At 72.8% G+C, this 21,503-nt stretch carries 19 protein-coding genes and 1 pseudogene; 8 read left to right on the forward strand and 12 right to left on the reverse strand.

All coding sequences use genetic code 11. From position 1 onward, the window contains the following. A complete protein-coding gene (locus AB0L33_RS32700; RefSeq protein ID WP_365687186.1) occupies positions 1-2,295 on the reverse strand; it encodes a glycoside hydrolase family 3 C-terminal domain-containing protein in 2,295 nt (764 codons plus the stop codon). A 316-nt stretch (positions 2,296-2,611) separates the two neighbouring features. Here AB0L33_RS32700 and AB0L33_RS32705 point away from each other — a divergent pair. After that, a pseudogene (locus tag AB0L33_RS32705) lies at positions 2,612-3,099 on the forward strand (hypothetical protein). A 4-nt stretch (positions 3,100-3,103) separates the two neighbouring features. Here the strand turns inward: AB0L33_RS32705 and AB0L33_RS32710 are convergent. After that, positions 3,104-3,736 (reverse strand): TetR/AcrR family transcriptional regulator, encoded by a 633-nt coding sequence (locus tag AB0L33_RS32710; RefSeq protein ID WP_365687188.1) that lies wholly within the window; start codon positions 3,734-3,736, stop codon positions 3,104-3,106. Between the two features lie 156 nt (positions 3,737-3,892). Here AB0L33_RS32710 and AB0L33_RS32715 point away from each other — a divergent pair, with 156 nt between their 5' ends. The 6 genes from AB0L33_RS32715 to AB0L33_RS32740 all read left to right on the forward strand — a co-directional run bounded on the left by AB0L33_RS32715 (position 3,893) and on the right by AB0L33_RS32740 (position 10,520). Next, positions 3,893-5,428 carry an ABC transporter substrate-binding protein gene (locus AB0L33_RS32715; RefSeq protein ID WP_365687192.1) on the forward strand — a complete coding sequence of 512 codons (1,536 nt, stop codon included), beginning with the start codon at positions 3,893-3,895 and terminating at the stop codon, positions 5,426-5,428. A gap of 28 nt (positions 5,429-5,456) precedes the next feature. After that, entirely contained in the window at positions 5,457-6,398 is a 942-nt protein-coding gene (locus tag AB0L33_RS32720; protein WP_365687194.1) for an ABC transporter permease, read from the forward strand. Next, entirely contained in the window at positions 6,395-8,137 is a 1,743-nt protein-coding gene (locus tag AB0L33_RS32725) for a dipeptide/oligopeptide/nickel ABC transporter permease/ATP-binding protein (protein ID WP_365687195.1), read from the forward strand. Before AB0L33_RS32720 ends, AB0L33_RS32725 begins: the two co-directional genes overlap by 4 nt. Continuing rightward, positions 8,134-8,997 carry an ATP-binding cassette domain-containing protein gene (locus tag AB0L33_RS32730; RefSeq protein ID WP_365687197.1) on the forward strand — a complete coding sequence of 288 codons (864 nt, stop codon included), beginning with the start codon at positions 8,134-8,136 and terminating at the stop codon, positions 8,995-8,997. Before AB0L33_RS32725 ends, AB0L33_RS32730 begins: the two co-directional genes overlap by 4 nt. 205 nt (positions 8,998-9,202) lie before the next feature. Next, the gene (locus AB0L33_RS32735; protein ID WP_365687198.1) at positions 9,203-9,871 is read left to right on the forward strand and encodes a hypothetical protein; all 669 of its coding nucleotides are present in this window, start codon (positions 9,203-9,205) and stop codon (positions 9,869-9,871) included. Between the two features lie 49 nt (positions 9,872-9,920). Then, positions 9,921-10,520, forward strand: coding sequence for a class F sortase (locus AB0L33_RS32740; protein ID WP_365687200.1), 600 nt, complete (start codon positions 9,921-9,923; stop codon positions 10,518-10,520). 7 nt (positions 10,521-10,527) lie between these two features. On the opposite strand, the gene AB0L33_RS32745 is transcribed toward AB0L33_RS32740, so the two are convergent. From AB0L33_RS32745 to AB0L33_RS32755, 3 genes are read right to left on the reverse strand one after another with little or no spacing between them, the layout of a single operon-like run. Next, the gene (locus tag AB0L33_RS32745; RefSeq protein WP_365687202.1) at positions 10,528-11,982 is read right to left on the reverse strand and encodes a M20/M25/M40 family metallo-hydrolase; all 1,455 of its coding nucleotides are present in this window, start codon (positions 11,980-11,982) and stop codon (positions 10,528-10,530) included. Beyond that, positions 11,975-13,039: a DUF917 family protein gene (locus AB0L33_RS32750; RefSeq protein ID WP_365687204.1), complete on the reverse strand. Its 1,065-nt coding sequence runs from the start codon at positions 13,037-13,039 to the stop codon at positions 11,975-11,977. The genes AB0L33_RS32745 and AB0L33_RS32750 overlap by 8 nt, the downstream gene beginning before the upstream one ends. Before the next feature lie 55 nt (positions 13,040-13,094). Further along, positions 13,095-14,744: an OPT/YSL family transporter gene (locus AB0L33_RS32755; RefSeq protein ID WP_365687205.1), complete on the reverse strand. Its 1,650-nt coding sequence runs from the start codon at positions 14,742-14,744 to the stop codon at positions 13,095-13,097. 201 nt (positions 14,745-14,945) lie between these two features. Here AB0L33_RS32755 and AB0L33_RS32760 point away from each other — a divergent pair, with 201 nt between their 5' ends. Next, positions 14,946-15,716, forward strand: a complete 771-nt coding sequence (locus AB0L33_RS32760) for an IclR family transcriptional regulator (RefSeq protein ID WP_328903388.1) — start codon at positions 14,946-14,948, stop codon at positions 15,714-15,716. A gap of 9 nt (positions 15,717-15,725) precedes the next feature. Here AB0L33_RS32760 and AB0L33_RS32765 read toward each other — a convergent pair whose 3' ends face one another. The 7 genes from AB0L33_RS32765 to AB0L33_RS32795 form a co-directional block, all read right to left on the reverse strand. After that, positions 15,726-16,409 (reverse strand): AroM family protein, encoded by a 684-nt coding sequence (locus tag AB0L33_RS32765; RefSeq protein ID WP_365687207.1) that lies wholly within the window; start codon positions 16,407-16,409, stop codon positions 15,726-15,728. Between the two features lie 94 nt (positions 16,410-16,503). Continuing rightward, entirely contained in the window at positions 16,504-17,724 is a 1,221-nt protein-coding gene (locus AB0L33_RS32770) for a metallophosphoesterase (RefSeq protein ID WP_365687208.1), read from the reverse strand. 58 nt (positions 17,725-17,782) lie between these two features. After that, entirely contained in the window at positions 17,783-17,971 is a 189-nt protein-coding gene (locus tag AB0L33_RS32775) for a hypothetical protein (protein WP_365687209.1), read from the reverse strand. Between the two features lie 13 nt (positions 17,972-17,984). Next, positions 17,985-18,569, reverse strand: coding sequence for a helix-turn-helix domain-containing protein (locus AB0L33_RS32780; protein WP_365687211.1), 585 nt, complete (start codon positions 18,567-18,569; stop codon positions 17,985-17,987). Between the two features lie 117 nt (positions 18,570-18,686). Then, complete coding sequence (locus AB0L33_RS32785; protein ID WP_365687212.1) at positions 18,687-19,640, reverse strand: aldo/keto reductase; 954 nt, start codon at positions 19,638-19,640, stop codon at positions 18,687-18,689. 45 nt (positions 19,641-19,685) lie between these two features. Further along, positions 19,686-20,192, reverse strand: coding sequence for a hypothetical protein (locus AB0L33_RS32790; protein WP_365687214.1), 507 nt, complete (start codon positions 20,190-20,192; stop codon positions 19,686-19,688). Between the two features lie 15 nt (positions 20,193-20,207). Further along, a complete protein-coding gene (locus tag AB0L33_RS32795; RefSeq protein ID WP_365687216.1) occupies positions 20,208-21,467 on the reverse strand; it encodes a D-arabinono-1,4-lactone oxidase in 1,260 nt (419 codons plus the stop codon). Positions 21,468-21,503: the final 36 nt, after the last annotated feature.

The raw sequence follows: 21,503 nt of genomic DNA on the forward strand, positions 1-21,503 counted from the left end.
TCAGCCCGCCCGCTGTTCCGTGCGCGCCGCCACCTCGTCCGCGAGGGCGGGCAGGCTCTCGGGGGACAGCGGGCTCTGCGGGAACTCGCAGATCACGTCGAGCGGCACCCCGGCGAGGAACCGCAGCATCATGGGATCGGCCAGTGCGCCCGCGGACCCGCCCGTACGAGCCTTCGCGAACGCCTCCTTCAGCAGCGGGCCGCCCACCGGGTGCTCGAACCACTCGGCGAGGGTGTTCCGGCCGGTCAGCCGCAGGCCCGAGGGGTCGCCCGTCACCTCGGTCTCCGCGCGGGCGCGGATGTCGCGCGAGGAGGCGCCGGCCTCGAAGCGGTAGCGGCCGCCCTCGACCTTCCAGCCGCCCTCCCGCTCGCTGAAGTACGCCAGATCGTGCCGCGCCACGCGCACCGCCACCTCGGCGCTCGCACCCGGTTCCAGGAACACCGAGGTGAAGCCGCGCAGTTCGCGCACCGGCCGCAGGACGCGTGAACCGTCCGGCCCGGCCACGTAGAACTGCACGACCTCGCGCCCGGCCACCGTGCCGGTGTTGGTGACGGTCAGTGTGACGTGGAAGCCGTCGCCGTCCTCCCGTACGGCCAGGTCCTCGTAGCCGAACGTCGTGTACGACAGGCCGTGGCCGAACGGGAAGGCGACCTCGCGGCGCTGCGCGTCGTACCCCCGGTATCCGACGAAGATCCCCTCGCCGTACCGGGCCCTGCCCTCCTCGCCCGGGAACGAGAGGTGGCTCGGGGAGTCCTCGAGGCGCAGCGGGACGGTCTCCGTCAGCTTCCCGGACGGGTTGACCGCGCCGAACAGGACGCGGGCGAGCGCGCCGCCGCCCGCCTGGCCGAGCAGCCAGCCCTCCACGAGCGCGGGCACCCGGTCCTGCCAGGGCGCGGTGCGGACGACGCCGCCGTTGGACAGCACCACGACCGTGCGCGGGTTGACGTCCAGGACGCGCCGCAGCAGCTCGGTCTGGGCGGCGGGCAGGTCCAGGTGGTCGCGGTCGAAGCCCTCGGACTCGTCCTGCGCGGGCAGGCCGAGGAACAGCACCGCCGTGTCCGCCGCCTCCGCCAGCCGCACCGCCTCGTCGGCCAGGCCGGCGTCCGTCGGCCCGCCCTCCGCGCCCGGCAGCGCGTACCCGGCGGCGAACCGCACCTCCGCGCCCGTCGCCAGCTCGCGCAGGCAGTCCAGCGGGACGTCGAGCCGGGTCGGGGTCACCTGCGAGCTGCCCGCGCCCTGGAAGCGGGGCGTACGGGCGAACTCGCCGATGACCGCGAGGCTGCCGCGCGCCGGGTCCAGCGGCAGCAGCGCGTCCTCGTTCTTCAGGAGCACCACGCACTGGTCGGCGGCCCGTCCGGCGACGCGGTGCGAGGCGTCCGCGTCGAACGTTCCGGGCGCTCCGGACCCGCCGGTCGCGCGGTCGGCGAAGAGGGCGAGCCGTTCGACGGTCCGGTCGAGCACCGCCTCGTCCAGCGCGCCGGACTCCACGGCGGCGGCCACCTCGCGGTCCGTGTGCCCGCCGGGGCCCGGCATCTGGAGGTCGAGACCGGCGCGGAGGGCGGCGACCCGGTCGCGTACCGCACCCCAGTCGGAGACGACGATCCCGTCGAAGTCCCACTCGTCGCGCAGGATCTCGGTGAGCAGGCGGGTGTGCTGCGCGACGGGCACCCCGTTGACGCCGTTGTAGGAGGCCATCACGGACCAGGGGCGGTCGCGGCGGACGACGCGTTCGAAGGCGCGCAGATAGATCTCGCGCAGCGGGCGCTCGTCGATGTCAGCGCTCACCCGCATCCGGTCGGTCTCCTGGTTGTTGGCCGCGTAGTGCTTGAGCGACGCCCCGACCCCGGCCTTCTGGAGTCCGCGCACCATCGCGCCGCCCAGCTCCGAGGAGACCAGCGGGTCCTCGGAGAAGTACTCGAAGTTCCGGCCGCACAGCGGTGACCGCTTGATGTTGATGCCCGGCCCGAGCACCACGTGGACGCCGTGCGCCACGGCCTCGGCCGCGATGGCGGCGGCGACCTCCTCGGCCAGCTCCGGATTCCAGCTGCTGCCGAGGGCGACGGCGGGCGGGAAGCAGGTGGCGGGCGCCGCGCTGTGCAGGTCGAGCTGGCCGCCGTCCCCGCTCTCCCGGGGCAGCCGCAGCCCGTGCGGGCCGTCGGACATCTTGACGACGGGCAGCCCCGCCGCCTCGGACCCCTCGCTCACGAAGTCCCCGGAGCCGCTGGTCAGGGCGGCCTTCTCGGCGAGCGGCAGCGCGGTGGCGGGGGAGGGGCGGGGGGTGGATCGCTGAGTCATACGAATACCTGTCGGGCTTCCGTGAGGGGCGGGGTGCCGGGGCGAGGAGGGCGGGCCGAGGCCGTCCGGCGGAGCGAATCGGGGCAAGACGGCATGCGACCCAAAAACGTATGGTGATCGGTTTTCGGTGTCAAGGGTCCCCGCGCGCGGCGTGCGGGGCCCCTCCGTGTGGCCGGATTTCATTTCGGACGCGGCCCTTGACGGCCAGAAACCGATCACCGTACGGTTTTCGAGCTCGGGCGGTCCGCTCCGATGAGCTCCCTGCTTCTGCCGTCCGTCCCGTCGGCTCCGCTCTCCCCTGAATCGAGGAACGGTCATGTCGGTTTCCGGTCGGTCGACCACCCCCGCGCTCCGAGAGGCGGGCCGTCCCCGCACCCCGCGCCTGGCCCTCGCGGCGGCGGCGGCCGTCGCCCTGCTCGCGGGCGCCGCCTCGCCCGGCGTCGCAGCCCCGGCCGCCCCGGCGCCCGGCGAGCCCGTCCGGTACGTGGCGCTCGGCGACTCGTACAGCTCCGGGCTCGGCATCCCGCAGCAGACCGACACCGTCTGCGGGCGCTCGGACCACAACTACCCCTCGCTCGTGGCGGCTGCGGTGGGCGCCGCGTCCTTCACCGACGTCACCTGCGCCGGGGCCGACACCACGCACATGGCGACAGCTACGGCCCGTCCGTCGGGCACGACGCCTGCCAGGCCGCCGGAGTGCGCTGGATCGAACCGGCCGACTCGGCCGAGGGTGCCGGCTTCCACCCGAACGCCGCCGGACACAGGAGCACGGCCGATGCCGTCCTCGCCGCCCTCGGTCACTGACGCCTCAGCCGCGCCCCTCCGCCGCCACGCCGTAGCGGTGGAGGAAGGCGCGGACCTGCTCCGCCATGTCGACCGCGTCCGGATCGAGGAGCCACTGCGTCTGCAGCCCGTCCAGCAGGGCCAGCAGCTGCTGTGCCACGGCGGCCGGGTCCTCGTGGGCGCCCGCCGCCGCGAACAGCTCCGCCAGCAGGCCGGTCAGCTCGCGGCGCAGGACCTGGTAGCGCCGGACGAAGTAGAGGTGGGCGGGGTGGTCCGGATCGGAGGCCTCCGCCGACAGCTTCGCGTACAGCGCGACCAGGCCTGGCGTACGGGCGTTGCGCTCGACCACGTCGAGCAGCAGGCGCAGCCGCTCGGCGGGCTCAGGCTCCGGTTCGCCCGGGCCGAGCACGCCGGGGAAGAGGCGGCGCGCGTCCAGTTCGTCCCGGCGGCTCAGCACGTCCAGGAGCAGGGCCTCCTTGCCGGGGAAGTGGTGCAGCACTCCGGCGTGGGTGAGTCCGGCGTGGGCGGCGATGTCGCGCAGCGAGACCGCGAGGTAGCCGGAGCGGGCGAACAGCTCGGCCGCGGAGTCCAGGATGCGGGCGCGGGTGCGCTCGCCCTTGGACAGCCGTCGGGGCGCCTCGGGGGCGGGGTCGGTCACTTCGGTCTCCTGCCGCGATCGAGTCTCGTCCAGCGGAACTTACCGGCTGGTCAATCCCACCGAACGAAAACCTACCAAGTGGTTAATTCCGTGTGTAGGCTCACCGGCAATCTTCGCCGGGGCGGTGCCCCCGGCTCTCCAGACGGAGCGAAAGACATGAGCAGAACTGCCCGAACCGCGACGGTTGCCGCCTGCGTCGCGGCCTCGCTCGCCCTCGCCGGATGCGCCGGCGACAACGGCGGCGCCGCGGGTGCCGGATCGTCCACGCTGAACATCGCGACGATGACCCTCCCGCAGAGCCTGGACCCCGCCGTCGCCACCGGCAGCGCCCTGCCGTACTTCCAGGCGGTGTACGACACCCTCATCAAGCGCGAACCCGACGGCACCTTCAGCCCGATGCTCGCCACGGAGTGGACGTACGACAAGGCGCACACGGCGCTCGCGCTGACCCTGCGCAAGGACGTGAAGTTCGCCGACGGCACCGCCTTCGACGGCGCGGCGGTCAAGGCGAACCTGGAGCGCTTCCAGAAGGGCGGCGGCGCCTCCGCGAAGTGGCTGAACGACCTGGCGGCCGTCGACGTCACCGACGCCACCCACGTCACGCTCAAGCTCAAGCAGCCCAACCCGGCGATGGAGTTCTACCTCAGCGACGCCCCCGGCCTGATGGCCAATCCCCGGCAGTTCGCGAAGGGCGACAGCCTCAGGACGACACCGGACGGCACCGGCCCGTACCGCCTCGACAAGGCGCGGACCACGGTCGGCACCAAGTGGTCGTTCAGCCGCAACGCCGACTACTGGGGCGAGGAACTCCCGTACAAGAACGTCAACATCAGCTTCTTCGACAACGAGACCGCCATCACCAACGGACTCAAGACCGGGCAGATCAACGCGGCGCTCCTGCAGACCGCCGACCAGCAGATCGCCATCGAGTCCGACCCGAAGGTCAGGACCGAGAAGCAGGAGTTCGACTTCCAGGGGCTGCTGCTCTTCGACCGCGACGGCAAGATCACCCCGGCCCTGCGCGATCCCCGCGTGCGCCAGGCGCTCAACTACGCCGTCGACCGCGCCACCATGCTCGACCGCATCCGCCAGAACCGCGGCCGGACCACCTCGCAGGTCTTCGGCCCCGAGACCCAGGCGTACGACAAGAAGCTCGACGGCTACTACGCGCACGATCCGGCCAAGGCCAAGTCCCTGCTCAAGCAGGCCGGTTACGGAGACGGCTTCACGCTGAAGCTGCCGAGGATCACGGCGATCGTCAACGACGCGCTCGCCGCCTCGCTGCAGTCCGACTTCAAGGCCATCGGCGTGAAGCTCGTCTGGGACACCCTCGACGGGGCCTCGGCCGTCCAGAAGGTCTTCAAGGACCGCCAGTACTCCGGCATGGTCATGAACATGGGCCAGTCCACCTCGGACTGGGCGGCGGCCGACGAGCTGGTCACCCCGGGCGCGTTCAACATGTTCGGCACCTCGGACAAGGTGACGCGGAAGCTGCTGCCCGCCCTCAAGGCCGGCAGCGAGGCCGAGGCGAAGGCGGCCGCGCGCGAGCTGAACCAGCACCTGGTCGAGGACGCCTGGTTCGTCCCCTTCTACCGGATGAGCTATCTGCACGTCTCGGACGGCACCGTGAAGATCGCGCCGCAGTCCGGCATGGCCGTCCCCTCGATCTACAACTACGCGCCCGCCAAGTAGCGCCCCGCGCCGACGGATACCGAGTGTCATGCTGAACTTCATCGCCCGCAGGATCGCCTCCGGAGCCCTGCTCCTGGTCGTGATCTCCTTCCTCACCTATCTGCTGCTGTCCGTCCCGCACATCGACGTGGGCCGGCAACTGCTCGGCGAGAGCGCGTCCCAGAGCGCCATCGACGCCAAGAACGCGTCGCTGGGCCTGGACGACCCGGTGCTCCAGCAGTACGGGACCTGGCTGTCCCACGCCGTCCGGGGCGACCTCGGCACCTCCTGGTTCACGAGTGAGGACGTGGGCCAGGCCGTCGGCAACCGCCTCCCCGTCACGGCGAGTCTGATGCTCGGCGTCACCGCCGTCACCACGGTCTGCGCCTTCCTGCTGGGCGTGTGGGCCGGAGTGCGGCGCGGCGCGGCCGACCGCTTCGTGCAGGTGCTGGGTGTGGTGGGGTACGCCCTGCCGGGATTCCTGCTCACCCTGGTCCTAGTGCTGGTCTTCGCGGTACGGCTCCGCTGGTTCCCGGCCATCGGCTACACCGGGTTCACCGACTCGCCCGGCGGCTGGCTGTCCACCATCACCCTGCCGGTGCTCTCGCTGTCCGTGGCGTCCGTCGCGGGTGTCTCGCAGCAGGTGCGGGGCGCCGTCATCGACGCCCTCCGGCAGGACTACGTACGCACCCTGCGCGCCCGTGGGCTGCCCGCGTCCCGCATCGTGTTCAAGCACGTCCTGCGCAACGCCTCGGCGCCCGCGCTCTCCGTGCTCGGCATGCAGTTCGTCGGCCTGCTCGGCGGGGCCGTCCTCGTGGAGCAGATCTTCGGGCTTCCCGGCATCGGCTCCATGACCGTCACCTACACCACCCGCGGCGACATCCCCGTGATCATGGCGCTCGTCATGCTCACCGTCGTCGGCGTCGTCCTGATCAACCTCCTGGTCGACATCCTGATCGGCTGGCTCAACCCCAAGGCGAGGGTCGCATGAGTACCGGCCGCACCCTGCGCAGGGTCCTGCGCAACCCCCTCGGCGGCTTCTCCGCCCTCCTGCTCCTGCTCATCGTCGCGGCCGTGCTCCTCGCCCCCGTGATCGCCTCGCAGGATCCGGGCGCCTCGTCGCTCAGCGAGGCGTTCGCCGCCCCCAGCGGCGGCCACCCCCTGGGCATGGACTCGGCGGGGCGCGACATCCTCGCCCGGGTGCTGTACGGCGGACGGAACACGCTGGGCGGCGCGCTGCTCGCCCTCGCCATCGCGCTGGTGCTCGGGGTGCCGTCGGGGCTCTTCGCCGGGTACCGGGGCGGCTGGTTCGACTCCGTCGCCAACTGGACGGTCAACCTCGTCATGGCCCTGCCCGCCATGGTGGTGCTGCTCGCCTCCCGCGCCATCCTCGGCCCCGACGTCACGGTCCTGATGATCGTGCTCGGCGTCCTGGTGGCGCCCAGCTTCTTCCGCCTGGTGCGCGGCATCGTCGCCAACGTCCGGGGTGAGCTCTACGTCGACGCCGCGAAGGTCTCCGGGCTCTCCGACACCCGCATCGTCGCCCGGCACGTCCTGACCGTCGTACGCGGCCCCATCATCATCCAGACCGCCCTGGTCGCCGGCATCGCGATCGCCCTCCAGGCCGGCCTGGAATTCCTCGGCGTCGGCAGCGGATCGTCCGCGACCTGGGGCGCCATGCTCAACGAGGCGTTCCAGAACATCCAGCGCGCGCCCCGGCTCATCCTCTGGCCCGGACTCGCGCTCGGCCTCACCAACTGCGCGCTCGTCCTGCTCGCCGGCGCCCTGCGCGACGCCCTGGAGGACCATACGCCCCGGCCCGTCCGCCGCCGGCGCACCGGGCCCGCCGCTCCCGCGGAGTCCGCCGAGTCCACGGAGACCGCCGCCCCGCGCGCCGAACTGCTCTCCGTGCGCGGCCTCACCGTCGCCTACGCCCGGCCCGACGGCACCGACAAGGAGGTCGTGCACGGCATCGACCTCGATGTGCGCCCCGGCGAAATCGTCGGCCTGGTCGGCGAGTCCGGCTCCGGGAAGACCCAGACGGCCTTCTCGGTCCTGGGCCTGCTGCCCGAGGGCGGACGCGTCACGCACGGCAGCATCACGGTCAACGGCCGGGAGACGGCGGGCATGCGGGAACGCGACCACCGCGCGCTGCGCGGCCGCACCCTCGCGTACGTGCCGCAGGAACCCATGAGCAATCTCGACCCCGCCTTCACCATGGGCAGCCAGCTGATGGAGCCCGTACGCCACCACCTCGGACTCGGGCGCAGGGAAGCCGCCGAACGGGCGCGCGAGTTGCTGCGCCTGGTCGAGATCCCGGACCCGGACCGCACCCTGCGCCTCTACCCGCACGAGATCTCCGGTGGCATGGCCCAGCGGGTCCTGATCGCCGGGGCGATGTCCTGCGACCCCGACCTCCTCATCGCCGACGAGCCCACCACCGCGCTCGACGTGCGCGTGCAGGCCGAAGTGCTCGCCCTGCTGCGCCGTCTGCGGGACGAACGCGGACTCGGCGTCCTCCTGGTGACCCACAACCTCGGGGTCGTCGCCGACCTCTGCGACCGGGTGGCCGTGATGAACGCCGGGCGCATCGTGGAGACCGGCACCACCGAACAGATCCTCGGCGCCCCCCGGGACCCGTACACCCGCACCCTGCTCGCCGCCGTCCTGGACGACGCACCGGCCCGCGCCCCCTGGCAGCCCCGAGAAGCAAGGACCGTCACCGCATGAAGACCTCCGACGCCGCGCCCGAAGCCGCCGAGGCCGACGCCCTGCTCGCCGTGCGGGACCTGCGGGTCTCCTTCCCCGGCAAGGGGCGGCGGGCCCCGGAGACCGAGGTCCTCAAGGGAGTCGGCCTCTCCGTCCGGCCCGGGGAGACCCTGGGCCTGGTCGGCGAGTCTGGCTCCGGCAAGTCCACCATCGGGCGCGCGGTCCTCGGGCTCGTCCCGGTGCGCTCCGGCACCATCACCTTCGACGGCGAGCGCATCGAGCACGCCGGTCCCCGGCGCCGCAGGGTCCTCAGCCGCGACCTCCAGGTGATCTTCCAGGACCCGTACACCTCCCTGAATCCGTCGCGCACCATCGGGGACACCCTCGCCGAGCCGCTGATCGGGCAGGGCACGGCGGCGCGGGAGGCCCGGGGGAGGGTCGCCGGGCTGCTGGACCGGGTCCATCTGCCGTCCGACGCGGCGGGGAGGCTGCCCCGCGAGTTCTCCGGGGGACAGCGGCAGCGGGTCGCGATCGCCCGGGCGCTGGCCCTGCGGCCCCGGCTGGTCATCTGCGACGAGCCGGTGTCCGCGCTGGACCTGACGACCCAGCGCACGGTGCTCGACCTCCTCCTGGAGATCCAGGAGGCGACGGGGGTCGCGTACCTCTTCGTCTCCCACGACCTGGCCGTCGTCCGCTTCATGAGCCACCGCGTCTCGGTCATCCACCGGGGCGAGATCGTGGAGACGGGCGACGCCGCGACGGTCACCTCCGAGCCGCGCCACGCGTACACGCGCACGCTCCTGCTGGCCTCGCCGGTGGCGGACGTGGCCGAGCAGCGCAGGCGGCGCGCGGCGGCCGGTGCCGCCGGCGGACCTGACTGACCTGCGACGACACGGACGGATCGGGGCGCCCACCGGGCGCCCCGATCGCGTCTCCGGGGCTTTTCGGGTCGGACCCCTATCGGCTACTCAGGGTACTTGTCGCACTTTTCAGAGTGTTACGCGGCATTTATCCCGCGCGCCATGGCATCTCTTAGGTCGATCGATTGATCAGTACGACAATCATCCCGGCTCGAAGGAGTTCAGCATGCGCATTTCCGCTTCTGTCCGTGCCCGCAGCGTCCGCGCGGGTACGGTCGCGGCCGCCGTGGTCGCGGCCGCCGCCGCCACACTGGGCGGGGCGTCCGCCGCCTTCGCCGCCCCCGGTGACAGCGGTGACATCGACATCCGCCCCGGCGGCTGGGCGGCGCGCGGCGGCGACGGCAACGAGGTCTGCAAGTTCGTCCTCCAGGCCAGCAACTTCGGCGACATGCCGGCCGTGCCGTGGACCATCACCGCGCAGCCCCCGACCGTCCCCCCGGGGGACACCCTCGCCAGCACCCTTCCGCTGGTGAACGGCTCGGCGCGCAGCCAGGAGTACCTGCTCCCCGAGGGCACGTACCAGCTGGTGTGGATCGTTCCGTCCGGCCCGAAGAACAAGGCGTTCAAGGTCAACTGCACCAAGCCGGCCGGTAACAACGGCTCCAGCAACACCGCCGAGCGCGGTTCGGCCGCTTCGGGCTCCGAGGCGGGCTACGAGCAGCCGTCCGGCGGCGTCCCCGCCGGTGGCGGCGGCGTCCCGGACATGGAGGGCGTCAGCTCCGAGAGCGACTCGAACGCCGGGGCCACCGCCGCGCTGGCGGCCGGCGCCGTCGGAGCCGCCGGGCTGATCATGGTCCGTCGAGCCGCACGCCGCCGTGCCCGCAACGAGGCATAACCCGCGCAGAAGACGCCGACGGGGCCCGAGCCGGGCGTGTCGTCTCACGATGACGCTGAGCGTGACCTCCTCGCTGGTGACCGGCATCGTCTGGGCGAGTTCCGACTCGTCCGACGATCCGGTCGCCGCCGCCCACGGCAACGACGCCGCGGGCGGCGGCGACCGGCCGGTCTCGCACGCCCCCCTGTCACCGTCGCGGCCGGTGAAGGTCGCGGTGCCCGCGATCTTCATCGAGGCGCCGGTCACCGGCCTGGGACTCGACAAGAAGGGGCACCTCGGGGCCCCGCCCCTGAGCAGACCCAGGGAGGTGGGCTGGTACCGCGACGGGCCCTCGCCCGGCGAGAAGGGCACCTCGCTGATCGTCGGTCACCGCGACACGGAGACCGGACCCGCGATCTTCCTCAACCTCAACGCCCTGCACAAGGGCGACAAGGTCACCGTCACCCGGGCCGACAAGCAGAAGGCCGTGTTCACGGTCGACGCGGTCGAGACGTACACCAAGGACAAGTTCCCCGACGACAAGGTGTACGGCAGCACCGGCCGTCCGGAACTCCGCCTGATGACGTGCGGCGGGCGCTTCAACAAGAAGGACGGCTACGCCGCCAACGTCGTCGTCTTCGCCCACCTCACCTCGTTGAAGAAGGTATGACGCCCCCTCACCCGGCGCACCGCTCCCGAACGGCGAACGCGTTCAGGGTCAGGGACAGGCTCGCGGTGAGCCGCCGTGCGTACGGCACGTGCAGCGACTCGTTCGGACCGTGGGCGTTCGCCCCCGGGCCCAGGACTCCGCAGGCCAGGAACTGGGCCCCGGGGAACTGCCGGGACAGCTTCCCCATCAGCGGGATCGTGCCGCCCTGCCCGATCCGGGCGACGTCCGCCCCGTCGAAGCAGGCCCGGCTCGCCCCGGAGAGCGCGGCGCTCAGCCACGGCTCCTCGGCGGGCGCGTGCCAGCCGTCGGCCAGGACCCGGTCGGGCGTGAAGCGGACCGTCGCGCCGTACGGCGGGTCCGCCTCCAGGAGCCTGCCCAGCTCCGCGACCGCCGCTGCGCCGTCCACCGTCGGCGGCAGCCGCAGCGCGAGCTTCACCCGGGTGTGCGGGCGCAGCACATTGCCGGCCGAGGCGACCGGGGGCAGCCCGTCGGCGCCGGTGACCTCCAGACTGGGGCGCCACGCCCGGTTGAGCAGCAGCTCCCCGGGGTCGTCGGCCACGGCCGAGGTGTCCCCGTACCAGTCGAAGCGCTCCCGGACCCCGTCGCCGAGCAGGGCCGCCGCCGCACGGGTCTGCTCCCGGCGCTCCGGAGGCACCTCGCCGTGCAGGACGGCGGGGCGCAGCGTGCCCGTCGCCCCGTCCTCGACGCGGTCGAGCAGCTGCCGCAGCACCCGGAACGACGACGGCACCACGCCTCCGGCGTCCCCGGAGTGCGCGCCGTCGCCGAGGACCCGCACGTCGAGCGTGCCGCCGCAGGCCCCGCGCAACGACGTGACCAGCCAGAGCCGTTCGTAGTCGCCCGCGCCGGAGTCCAGGCAGACCACCAGGCCCACCTCGCCGATCCGGTCCGCCAGTTCCCCGAACCAGTGGTCCAGGTCCGGGCTGCCGGACTCCTCCCCGGCCTCGAACACCCCGACGCACCGGGGCCGGGCCGCGTCCTGCTCGGCCAGGGCCCGGATCGCGGTCACCGAGGCGGGCAGCGCGTACCCGTCGTCGGCGCCGCCGCGCCCGTACAGCCGGGTGCCGTCGAAGGACGGCTCCCACGCGGTGCGGCCGCCGGTCCAGCCCTCGCCCTCGGGCTGCTTGTCGAGGTGGCCGTAGAAGAGGACGGTCTCATCGGACCGGGTGCCCGCGCCCGGGACCTCGAAGAAGATCAGGGGCGTACGGCCGGGGGCGCGCAGGACCTCGGTGCGCAGGCCGGGCAGCGGCACCGCGCGCAGCCAGGCCGCCGCCGCGTCGACGGCCCGGTCCAGGTGCCCGCGGGCCTCCCACTCCGGGTCGTACGCGGGGCTGACGGCCGGGACCCGGATGTGGTCCCGGACCAGCGGCAGGATCTCGGTCTCCCACTGGGCGTCGCAGAACTCCCGTACCGGGGCCGGGTCGACGCGGAACGGCTCAGACATGGGCGAGCGCGTTCTCGGCGGGCGCGAACTCGATGCCGAGCAGCGCCTCGACGGGGGCGTACACCTCGGGCATGTACATCGTCGGCGACAGCAGCAGGTTCTCCGCGGGGGCGACCAGGACCTCGACGCGCTTGCCCACCTCGACATCGGCGGAGGCGAGCGGCTGCCCCGCCTCGTCGAACGTCGTGATCAGGTCCGGGAACGCGGCCCGGCGACCGCCCGCGAGGTCGAGCGCCATGTACTCGTTGACGAAGTGCAGCGTGGTGCCGTCGGCGTCGTCCAGGACCGCGACGCCCACGTCCAGGCCCTCGCGCTGCTCGCAGCGGTACTCGCGCACGGTCCCCGCCGCGGCGATCTCGCCGCCCAGCTGCGCGGCCGCACCGGCCGGCCCCTCGGCCAGGAAGCGGTGCCCCAGCTCGATCGCGAAGCCGATGGCGCCCGGGGCGCCGTTGCGGACGGCGTAGCCGACCTCGACCGGATTGCGGGCGACGCCCACCCAGCCGCCCGCCTCCACGGACGCGCGCCGGACCACGTTGGACGTCGCGTCCAGGCCGCCGGAGACCGCGCCCTCGACATAGGCGTGCGGCTTGCCGCCCGCGTAACCCTGGCTGGACCGGTAGCCCTCGCGGCGGTGCAGGCCCATCGCGCCCATCTGGCTGGACGGGTGGGCGCGGCCGTTGCACGCCAGGTCGATGACGGGCAGTCCGGTCAGCGCGGAGTGGAACCAGCCGTTGATCGTGGTCTCGGCGCCGTTCTCGTTCGTGTGCAGCGCGACCAGGTCGCCCGGCAGCTCCCGGCGCAGCAGTTCCAGCGCGCGAACCAGGTGCGTCGGCAGCACCTGCGGGTCGGGCGCGGCGGGGGCGCCGACCAGGGCCACGGTCGCGGTCAGATCGCCGTCCGCGAACTCGTCGGCGCTCCACAGCTCGGGCGTGCCGACCTGAAGGGCCAGTTCGGCGGTGCGCAGGCCCCGCTCCACGAAGCCGCCGCCGCCTCCGCCGAGTACGGCACCGCCGTACACGGCCGCGCGGATGTCGTCATGGGTCAGCTGTCGCTTCACGGGTTCTCCCAGGGTGGTGCTGTGCGGGTGGTACGGGGGATGGAGTGCGGTCCGGCTACTTGGCGGCCTTGAACACGCCGTTGCCGAAGGAGTAGAGGGCGTCCCCGGCGATCGCGCCGCCGGCGAAGACCTCCAGGTCGCCCTTGACGTCCCGGCCGAGCAGGCGCGGGGCGAGGACGCGGGCGGCGATGCCGGCGGCGACCATCCAGCCGGCCATCGGGGTGGTGATCAGCAGCCCGGTCGCGAGCAGGATGCCGAGCTGCCGCTTCGACCCGCCGACGAGCTGCACGATCGCGCCCGGGATCGCCCACAGCGCGAGGTGCTTCGCGGTCTCGACGGACGGGCCGGCCTTGATCGCGGCGACGTACGCGGCGTCGATCGGGGCGGTCTGCCCGTTGTCGAAGAACATCCGGTACGAGACGAGGACGACGACGATCGCGACGCCGAAGCCGATCATCGCGGCGATCAGCTGCTGGCGGCGGCCCTCCAGCTCGAAGGCCGGGTCGGCGTTCTCGCCGCGCAGCAGGTAGCCGGTCTTCAGGTCGTAACCCATGTCCGCGAAGGCCGGACCGGTCGCGGCGGTGAAGCCGGAGAGCACCACCAGCGCCTTGGGCGGGAAGCCGATGAGGATGCCGAGCAGGAGGGTGATCAGGGCGATGGCGAAGGCCGGGAACCAGCCGGAGTGCATGGACGCGATGCCGACCAGCAGCTCGTGCAGGAACGCCGCGACGGACGCGTAGACCAGGAAGCCGATCAGCATGCCCGGGCTCATGTGCGTGGCCGCGCCGGTCCCGAAGGCGAGCAGGACCGAGATCGCGAGGTAGGCGCCGAGGCCCAGGCGCATCGAGCGCCCCAGCCGCCGCGCGCCCTCCTCCGCGCCCTCGGGCGCACCGGCCGAACCGGCCGAACCGGCCCGCGCCGCGTTCGTCCGCCGGGCGCCGAGGATGGTCCGGCCGACCTGGACGAGGGCGACGAGACCGGCGCCGATCATCATCCCGTGCGGCAGGTACATCGCGTTCAGGTCGAGGCCGAACAGCGGGTCCGCGTACTGCGTGAACAGCAGGCCGACGCCGAACGCGGCCATGGCGCCGAAGCCGCCGATCAGGGCCACGCCGAACGCCGACATCGGCAGCGAGAACACCGCGCCCACCAGGCCGGTCACCAGACCCAGCCCGAGCACCTTGGCGCGCCGTCCGCCCTCGTCGCCCGCCCTGATCGCCTCGGCGGCGGCCAGCCCCAGCGGCCACGGGTTCTTCGCGGGGAAGGCCGGGGTGTCGTACATCCGGTACAGCAGCCAGGCGTCGACCAGCATCGCGACCGAGACGCCGATCAGCATCGGGACGATCATGTCGCCCATCCCGAACAGGAACGGGATGCCGATCGGCAGGAACAGGCTGTTCGCGGCGCCGAAGGTGGCCGACGAGATGCTCGTCTGCGCCAGGTTCTGCGCGTGGACCGAGCGGAAGCCGCGGAAGGCGACGAGCGGCACCCGGGCCAGCGTCATCGCGGCGAGCGCGCCGATCAGCGAGGTGCTGGGCGTGACGCCGAGCGTGGCCAGCAGCTGCACGCCGACGACCGCGCCGAACACGCTGAGCACGACGGTGAGGATCAGATTGCCGGGCGCGAGGGCGCGGGGATGGCGCGCTCCGTCGGCCGCGGTGTGCGGGGCGTCGGTGACGGCCCGGTTCGTCGCGTCGGTGCTCATGGATCTCCGGTGCTTCCGTGCGGGGCGGCGTGTCCGCCACTCCAGAAGTTCCAAAATATGGAACCGTGTGTGAATATCTGGATGTGCTGGATCATCTCCGGGGCACGCCCGCCCGTCAAGGGGGTGGGCGGCGGTCTCGGTATGTGGGCGCCCCTTACGATCGGACGCACGGGCCCGGGGCCCGGGGGAGGCAGGAGAACGGTGAGCACACTCGCCAACGCGCGGGACGTCCTGCGGCTGCTGGCGCGCCTGCAGCGCGACCTGACCGTGACGGACGTGGCGGGCGCCCTCGACCTGCCGAAGAGCTCCGTGTCACGGACGCTGAGCATGATGGCCGAGTACGGCTTCCTGGACCGCGACCCGGTGAGCCGCGCCTATCGGCCCGGCGAACTCGTCATGGAGGCCTCGTACCACTTCCGCGCCTCCCGCTCCACCGCCTCGCTCCTGGAGGAGGAGCTGGCCAGACTGGTCGCGGACATCGGCTACACCGGCTACGTGGACGTGCTCGACGGCGCCGAATCGCTGGTGCTGCACATGCGGATCGGCACGGTCGGTGCCCTCCAGGCGTACACCCCGGCCGGCACCCGCGCGCCCGCCTACGCCAGCTCCATGGGCCGCGCCCTGCTGGCCCGCCTGGACGACGCGCAGGTGCTGCGGCTCGTCGACGCCCGCCTCGAACAGGCCACCGGATCGGCGCCCCGCACCCCCGGCGAGCTGGTCTCGTCGCTGGCCCGGGTGCGCGCCGACGGCTGGGAGTCCTCGCGCGGCGAGTTCGTGCCGAACGTCGCGGGCATCTCCGCGGCCGTCGTGGACGGCGATACGGGGCAGGTCTTCGGGATAGGGATCGCCCTGCCCGCCCCCGAGCTGCGCCACGAGAACGAGGCCCGGTTCGGCCGCGCGGTGCGGGACGCCGCGCGGCGCGTGGGGAAGCGGATCGGCGACCCGTACTGGCTGCGTTACGTGGCCGAATAGGGCCGTCCCTCAGACGAGCAGCGGCCCCAGCATCGCGCCCACCGCCGCGCCCGGGGTCAGCACCGGCGCGGTGATCCCGGCCGCGCGCAGCGCCTCGCGGTGCCGGGTGCCGTAGCCCATGCAGTCGAGCACCAGCGCCTCCGCCCCCGCGTCCAGCCGGGCCCGGGCCGCCGCGCACAGGGCGCCCTCGTCGTCGGCGTACGGCGAGGCCGTGCCGAACTCCGGGGCCGGGTCCAGCGCCCGCCACTTCGTCCGGGCCTCCGCCACCTGCTCCGGCAGCGGTACGACGACCCCGATCCGGGCGCCCCGCAGCACCGCGCCCACGTATCCCGTGAGCAGCGCGTCCGGCTCGACCAGCCGCGCCCGACGGGTCCGCAGTCCCGGGAACTCCCCGGTGCACAGCAGCACCACGACGTCCGCCCCGTCCGCCTCCACCCGCTCCACGAGGGTGGCGAGCCCGGCCCCGACGGCGTCCGCGTCCAGGGTCACGGGGGTCCCGTCGGCCAGCCTGCTCAGCAGGGTCGCGCGCCCGCGCACCGCCCCGAACCGCGACTCCACCGCCGCCCGGTCGAGCCCGTCGAGGACCCCCGCGTGCCGTATCCGGGCGCCGGCAGGCAGCTCCGCCTCGATGGCCACGGAGAGATCCGGGCGGGGGGACTGACCGATGGTCAGGAAGGTCACGGTGTGCTGCACGGGGCCTCGCTTCGACGGTTGTTCCGGATAATGGAATCGAATTCCGGATAACCGTATCGTCCGCCCCGGTGGACCGGCCCGGCCGTACCGCGGGTCAGGGCGCGGCCGGGCCCTCCGGGGAGCGGAGCACCAGCAGGGTGATCTCGCTGGGTGCGAAGACCCGGAACGGCGGGCCCCAGAATCCGGTGCCCCGGCTGGTGTACAGCTGGGTGCGGTCGCCGTGGCGGCTCAGCCCGGCGACGGCCGGCTGGTCGAGGCGGACCAGGTAGTGGAACGGCCAGATCTGGCCGCCGTGGGTGTGGCCCGAAAGCTGGAGGTCGACGCCGCCCTCGGCGGCCCGGTCGATGAACTTCGGCTGGTGCGCCAGGAGCAGCACCGGCAGTCCGGGGTCGGCCCCGTCCAACGCCCCCGCCAGGTGCGCCCGGTGACCGGCCAGGCCGGAGGACTCGGCGGTGACGTCGTCCACACCGGCGACCACGAGGGTGTCGCCGCCGCGTTCGAGCAGCACATGGCGGTTGCGCAGCGGCTGCCAGCCCAGCTCGTCCATCAGGTCCACCCAGCCCTGCGCCTCGCTGTAGTACTCGTGGTTCCCGGTGACGTAGACACGGGCGTGGGCGGCGCGCACCGTCCCGAGCGGGGCGGCCTGGGCGCGGCGGCGCTCGGCGGTGCCGTCCGCGATGTCACCGGTGTGGCAGACCAGGTCCGCCTCCAGCGCGTTGACCTCCGCGCACACCCGCTCCGACCAGCGGGCCCGGTCCAGCGGCCCGTAGTGCGTGTCGGTGATGAGGACGACCCGCGTCCCGTCCAGCCCCGGCCCCAGGCGCGGCAGTCGTACGTCGACCCGGCGCACCCTCGGCACCCGGCGCGCCTCGGCGTACCCCCAGCCGAGCAGGGCCGCGGCGGCCCCGAGCACCGACCAGGTGACGATCCTGGCCCGGTCCTGCCCGTCGCCGGTCCCGGCCAGGGTCAGGGCGAGCCGCAGCAGGACGCCGAGCAGCACGGACCAGGTGAACAGCACCCAGACGGACCCGAGCAGGCTGTCCCCGACGATGGCCGCCCGGTCCCGCTGCCGCCTGCCGTGCCCGCGCACCATCGCGAACGGCATGGTGACGAGGCCCAGCACGAAGAGGCAGGTGGCGCCCGCGGTGACGGGGAGCGGCCAGTGCTGTCCGGTGTACAGCAGCACCCAGCACGGCACGGCCCACAGCAGGACCGGGGCGACCAGGGGGACGTAACGCATCAGGCGCCGCACCCGGCTCGGTGGCGCCGCTGCGGCCCGGCCGTCCGCGGGCCGGGCCTCGCTCGTGTCGGTCACGTTTCCTCCTCGGACGGCCGGAATGCCGCCGGGCACTGTACTCCCCGGCCCCTTCGCGTCAGCAGGCGGCCGGGGCGGGGGAGGGTGCGGTGGTCAGACGGAGTCCGACCTCGATCAGGGTCCGCCCGAGAGCGGCGCGCAGGGGCCGGGGGCTCCGGACGGACCGGGTGAGGCGGTACTCGTCGGCCTCGGCGTGGAGTTCGGCGGCGCGGAGGTGGTGCAGGGCGAGGTGGGCCTGGGCATGCATCGGTGGTTCTCCTTTACTCGCTGCTGAGGGGAAACGCATGGGTGTGGACGCGTACGCGGGCGCTGTCGCCCTCGTCCTCGTCGGTGATCCGGTCGCGGTACTCGTCGATGAGCGCGTGCATCCTGGCGACGAGCTCTCCGGCCAGCCCGGGGGTCAGCCGCAGGGTCGCGCTGCTCATGTCCCAGGTGCTCTGCCACTCCTCGGGCCAGGCCGCGCGGTCGCCGAGCCAGGCCGACAGGTCCCGGGCCTGGGTGAGCGCGACCTCGTGCAGATAGAGCTCGGCGGCGCCGCGCACCTCCGGGCTGGAGTGGGTGAGCAGGGAGTCGTCGAAGCGCACACCCAGGCTCACCGCCTGCCACCAGCGCTCCCGTCCCTTGCCGTGCTCGGGGGCGTCCTTGATGAAGCCGTGCGCCGCGAGCTGACGCAGGTGGTAGCTGGTGGCCCCGCTCGACTCGCCCAGTTTCGCCGCGAGTTGGGACGCGGTGGCCGGCCCGTCGAAGCGCAGCGTGTCGAGCAGTCGCATGCGCAGCGGATGGGCGAGCCCCCGGAGTGAGCGGGGGTCGAGATGGTGGACCGTTCCGTCGGGCTGTTCTGGCATGACTCCAAGGTAGGCGTGCAAAGACTCGGTTGCAAGGGTTTCTTTGCAACTAATTCTTTGCACGCCTACCTTGGATCGCGGTGAGGGTTCGCCCATCGCCGCATCCGGGCCGTGGGCCTACTGCGACCACCAGGTCGGTTCGCGGTCCCAGCGGTGTTTGTGGAGCTGGGCCAGCAGCTCGTCCGGGAGCGGCCTGCCGTCGCTCACGGCCAGGTTCGCGCCGACATGGGCGGGGGTGCGCATACCGGGGATGACCGTCGAGACGGCGGGGTGGGCGAGGACGAACCGCAGGGCGAGTTCGGGGAGGGTCATGCCTTCCGGGAGCAGCGGCATCAGCTCCGCGACCCGCCGGACGGACGGGACCAGGTTCTCCGGCACGAAGTAGGAGTTGCGCCAGTCGCCCTCGGGCCAGCTGGATTCCGCGGTGAGCCGGCCGGTCAGCGCTCCCTCGTCGAAGGGGACACGGGCGATCACCGCGATGTCCATCTCCTGGCAGACGGGCAGCAGTTCGTCGGCGGGGGACTGGTCGAAGATGTTGAAGCCGACCTGTACGGCGTCGATCAGCCCGGTCTCCAGGGTGCGCAGGACGTTCCAGGGCTCCCAGCGGTTGACGCTGATCCCCACCCCCCGGACCAGCCCCGCCTCCTTGAATTCCCGCACCGGGTCCTGCCAGCGCCGGTCCTCGGCCCAGGAGTCCTCCCAGACGTGGAACTGCAGCAGGTCGATCGCGTCCACCCCGAGGCCGTCCAGGCTGCGCCTCGTGTACTCCCTGATGTGGTCCTCCGGGAAGACGTCCTCCAGCCGTGACGCACGGGTGGACGGCCAGGCCCGGTCCTTCGGCGGGATCTTGGTCGCCACGTACAGCTCGCGGCCCGGATGACGGCTCAGCAGTTCACCCAGCAGCTGTTCGCTGTGGCCGCGGCCGTAGATCCAGGCCGTGTCGAAGAAGGTGCAGCCCCGTTCGACCGCCTCGTCCAGCGCGCGCCGGCCGAGGGTGTCGTCCGCGCCGGTCCAGCCCCCCCTCGCCACCGGCGATGCCCCACATTCCGTAGCCGATCTCGCTGACCTCACGACCGGTCCGGCCGAAACGCCTGTATCGCACGGTGCCCTCTCTCCTCATATCGGCAGTCGCCTCTCCCACAGCCGCCGGTAGTACGGCTCGTGGTGGGCGTGGTACGCGGCCAGCACCGGGTCGTTGTCCACGGTGGTGGGGTATGCGCGTACGGCGGTGTGGAAGCCGTGGCTGCGGCTGACGTCGGTGTGCCAGCGCGCGGTGGCGGACCACTCGTCGCGGTCGCCCGGCGACCAGTGCAGGCTCTCGGGGCGGAACGGCAGCCCGACCCGCTCGCACCACGCACGTACCAGGGCGTCCGGCCGGTGCACCAGGTCGTGCGCGTCGATCACCGTCGGCTCCCCGCCCGTCGCCGCCTCCACCGCGCGGTACAGCTCGTCCAGGTGGGCGTAGCCGATCTCCTCCAGGGTCACCTTCGGATTGAGCGCGTAGTGCGACGGCACCGCCTCGCGCGGGTCCCGGATCAGGAAGGTGTGCACGGTGCCCCGCAGAAACGCGGCGTCGGCCGGCGCCCTCGGACAGTGGTGGTCCGTCGTGTCCTTGAAGAACACTCCTGGCGACGGAGTTCACCGCGGGAAGCAGCGGGCGATGAAGTCGTTACGGAACTTCCCCGTTGGGTCGACGTGCGCCGTCAGGCGCTGGAAACGGTCGTACTGGGGGTAGAGACCGCGCAGGGCCTCGGGTGCCGTGACGAAGAGCTTGCCCCAGTGCGGCCGGGCCGCGACGGGGGCGAGGGCGGTCTCGATCACCTGCAGAGCCTTCATCACGGCGGCGGTGTCGGGCCGCCAGGTGAAGTGGAAGGCCACGGAGTCCCGCCGATGGGCCGGGCTGAGCCAGAGGCTGTCCGCGGCCACGCTCCGGATCTCCCCCACTTGCAGATGCGGGGCGAAGGCGTCCCGGACGGCGTGCAGGGCGTCGAAGGCCGCGACGGCGTCCTCACGGGCGACGAAGTACTCCGACTGCAGTTCGTCGCCGCTGCTGGGTGTGTGTTCCAGCCTGAAGTGCGGCAGCCGGAACGGGGAGGGCCCCGGCAGCCCCAGCTGCGGGGTGCAGGAGTCGGCAGGCATGCCGGGGACGGGGTGTCGCGGGCCGTCGGCCCGGACGGCACCGAGCCACCGTGATGGCTCGTCCGCGGCCCCTGGGGCATCCGCGCGTCGCTTGAACCACACCTGATCGATCAGGTCTCCTCTCCAACGGGTGAAGAGGCTGACGCTGTAGGCGGCGGACATCACCTCGTCGAAGGCCCCGCGCAGGGCGGTGACAGGAAGGTCCTCGTAGACCCACTGCCGGACGTCGAAGGCCGGCACCAGATCCAGGGTCAGCGTAGTGACCACGCCGAGGGCACCGAGGGCGACCACGGAGCCGTCGAAGTGTTCGTCGCCCCGCTCCGTCGTCACCAGGTCGCCGGAGGCCGAGACGTATGTGACGGCCCGTACGGCCGAGGCGAGGGTGCCGTTGCCGTCTCCCGACCCGTGCGTACCGGTCGCGCAGGCACCGGCGATGGAGATGTGGGGGAGCGACCCGAGGTTGTGCAGGGCGAGCCCCGACTCGTGGAGGAGGCCGGTGATCTCCCCGAAACGGGTTCCGCCGCTCACGGTGGCGGTACCGGCGTGCGTGTCGATGTCGAGCACCCGGGGCAGGCCGGCCGTGGACACCAGGTCCCCGGTGGTGTCGGCGATCGCGTTGAAGGAATGGCCCGTTCCCAGGGCCCGGACGGCACGGGAGCCGGCCACCAGCTCCTGCAGTTCCTCGACCGAGGCGGGAGCCCTTCGGCGTTCCGCGCCGAAGGTGATGTTCCCCGCCCAGTTGGTGGTGGTGTCACTCATGTTTCGTCCTCTGCGGAGGGACCGGTGGTCGGCGGG

It is taken from the genome of Streptomyces sp. NPDC052299, from assembly GCF_040679335.1.
Classification (GTDB): domain Bacteria; phylum Actinomycetota; class Actinomycetes; order Streptomycetales; family Streptomycetaceae; genus Streptomyces.

What these genes read in the sequence shown, in the direction of transcription:
- AB0L33_RS32700 (WP_365687186.1), bottom strand. Translation starts at nt 2,295, where the DNA reads ATGACTCAGCGATCCACCCCCCGCCCCTCCCCCGCCACCGCGCTGCCG.
- AB0L33_RS32715 (WP_365687192.1), top strand. Translation starts at nt 3,893, where the DNA reads ATGAGCAGAACTGCCCGAACCGCGACGGTTGCCGCCTGCGTCGCGGCC.
- AB0L33_RS32720 (WP_365687194.1), top strand. Translation starts at nt 5,457, where the DNA reads ATGCTGAACTTCATCGCCCGCAGGATCGCCTCCGGAGCCCTGCTCCTG.
- AB0L33_RS32725 (WP_365687195.1), top strand. Translation starts at nt 6,395, where the DNA reads ATGAGTACCGGCCGCACCCTGCGCAGGGTCCTGCGCAACCCCCTCGGC.
- AB0L33_RS32730 (WP_365687197.1), top strand. Translation starts at nt 8,134, where the DNA reads ATGAAGACCTCCGACGCCGCGCCCGAAGCCGCCGAGGCCGACGCCCTG.
- AB0L33_RS32735 (WP_365687198.1), top strand. Translation starts at nt 9,203, where the DNA reads ATGCGCATTTCCGCTTCTGTCCGTGCCCGCAGCGTCCGCGCGGGTACG.
- AB0L33_RS32740 (WP_365687200.1), top strand. Translation starts at nt 9,921, where the DNA reads ATGACGCTGAGCGTGACCTCCTCGCTGGTGACCGGCATCGTCTGGGCG.
- AB0L33_RS32745 (WP_365687202.1), bottom strand. Translation starts at nt 11,982, where the DNA reads ATGTCTGAGCCGTTCCGCGTCGACCCGGCCCCGGTACGGGAGTTCTGC.
- AB0L33_RS32755 (WP_365687205.1), bottom strand. Translation starts at nt 14,744, where the DNA reads ATGAGCACCGACGCGACGAACCGGGCCGTCACCGACGCCCCGCACACC.
- AB0L33_RS32775 (WP_365687209.1), bottom strand. Translation starts at nt 17,971, where the DNA reads ATGCATGCCCAGGCCCACCTCGCCCTGCACCACCTCCGCGCCGCCGAA.
- AB0L33_RS32780 (WP_365687211.1), bottom strand. Translation starts at nt 18,569, where the DNA reads ATGCCAGAACAGCCCGACGGAACGGTCCACCATCTCGACCCCCGCTCA.
- AB0L33_RS32795 (WP_365687216.1), bottom strand. Translation starts at nt 21,467, where the DNA reads ATGAGTGACACCACCACCAACTGGGCGGGGAACATCACCTTCGGCGCG.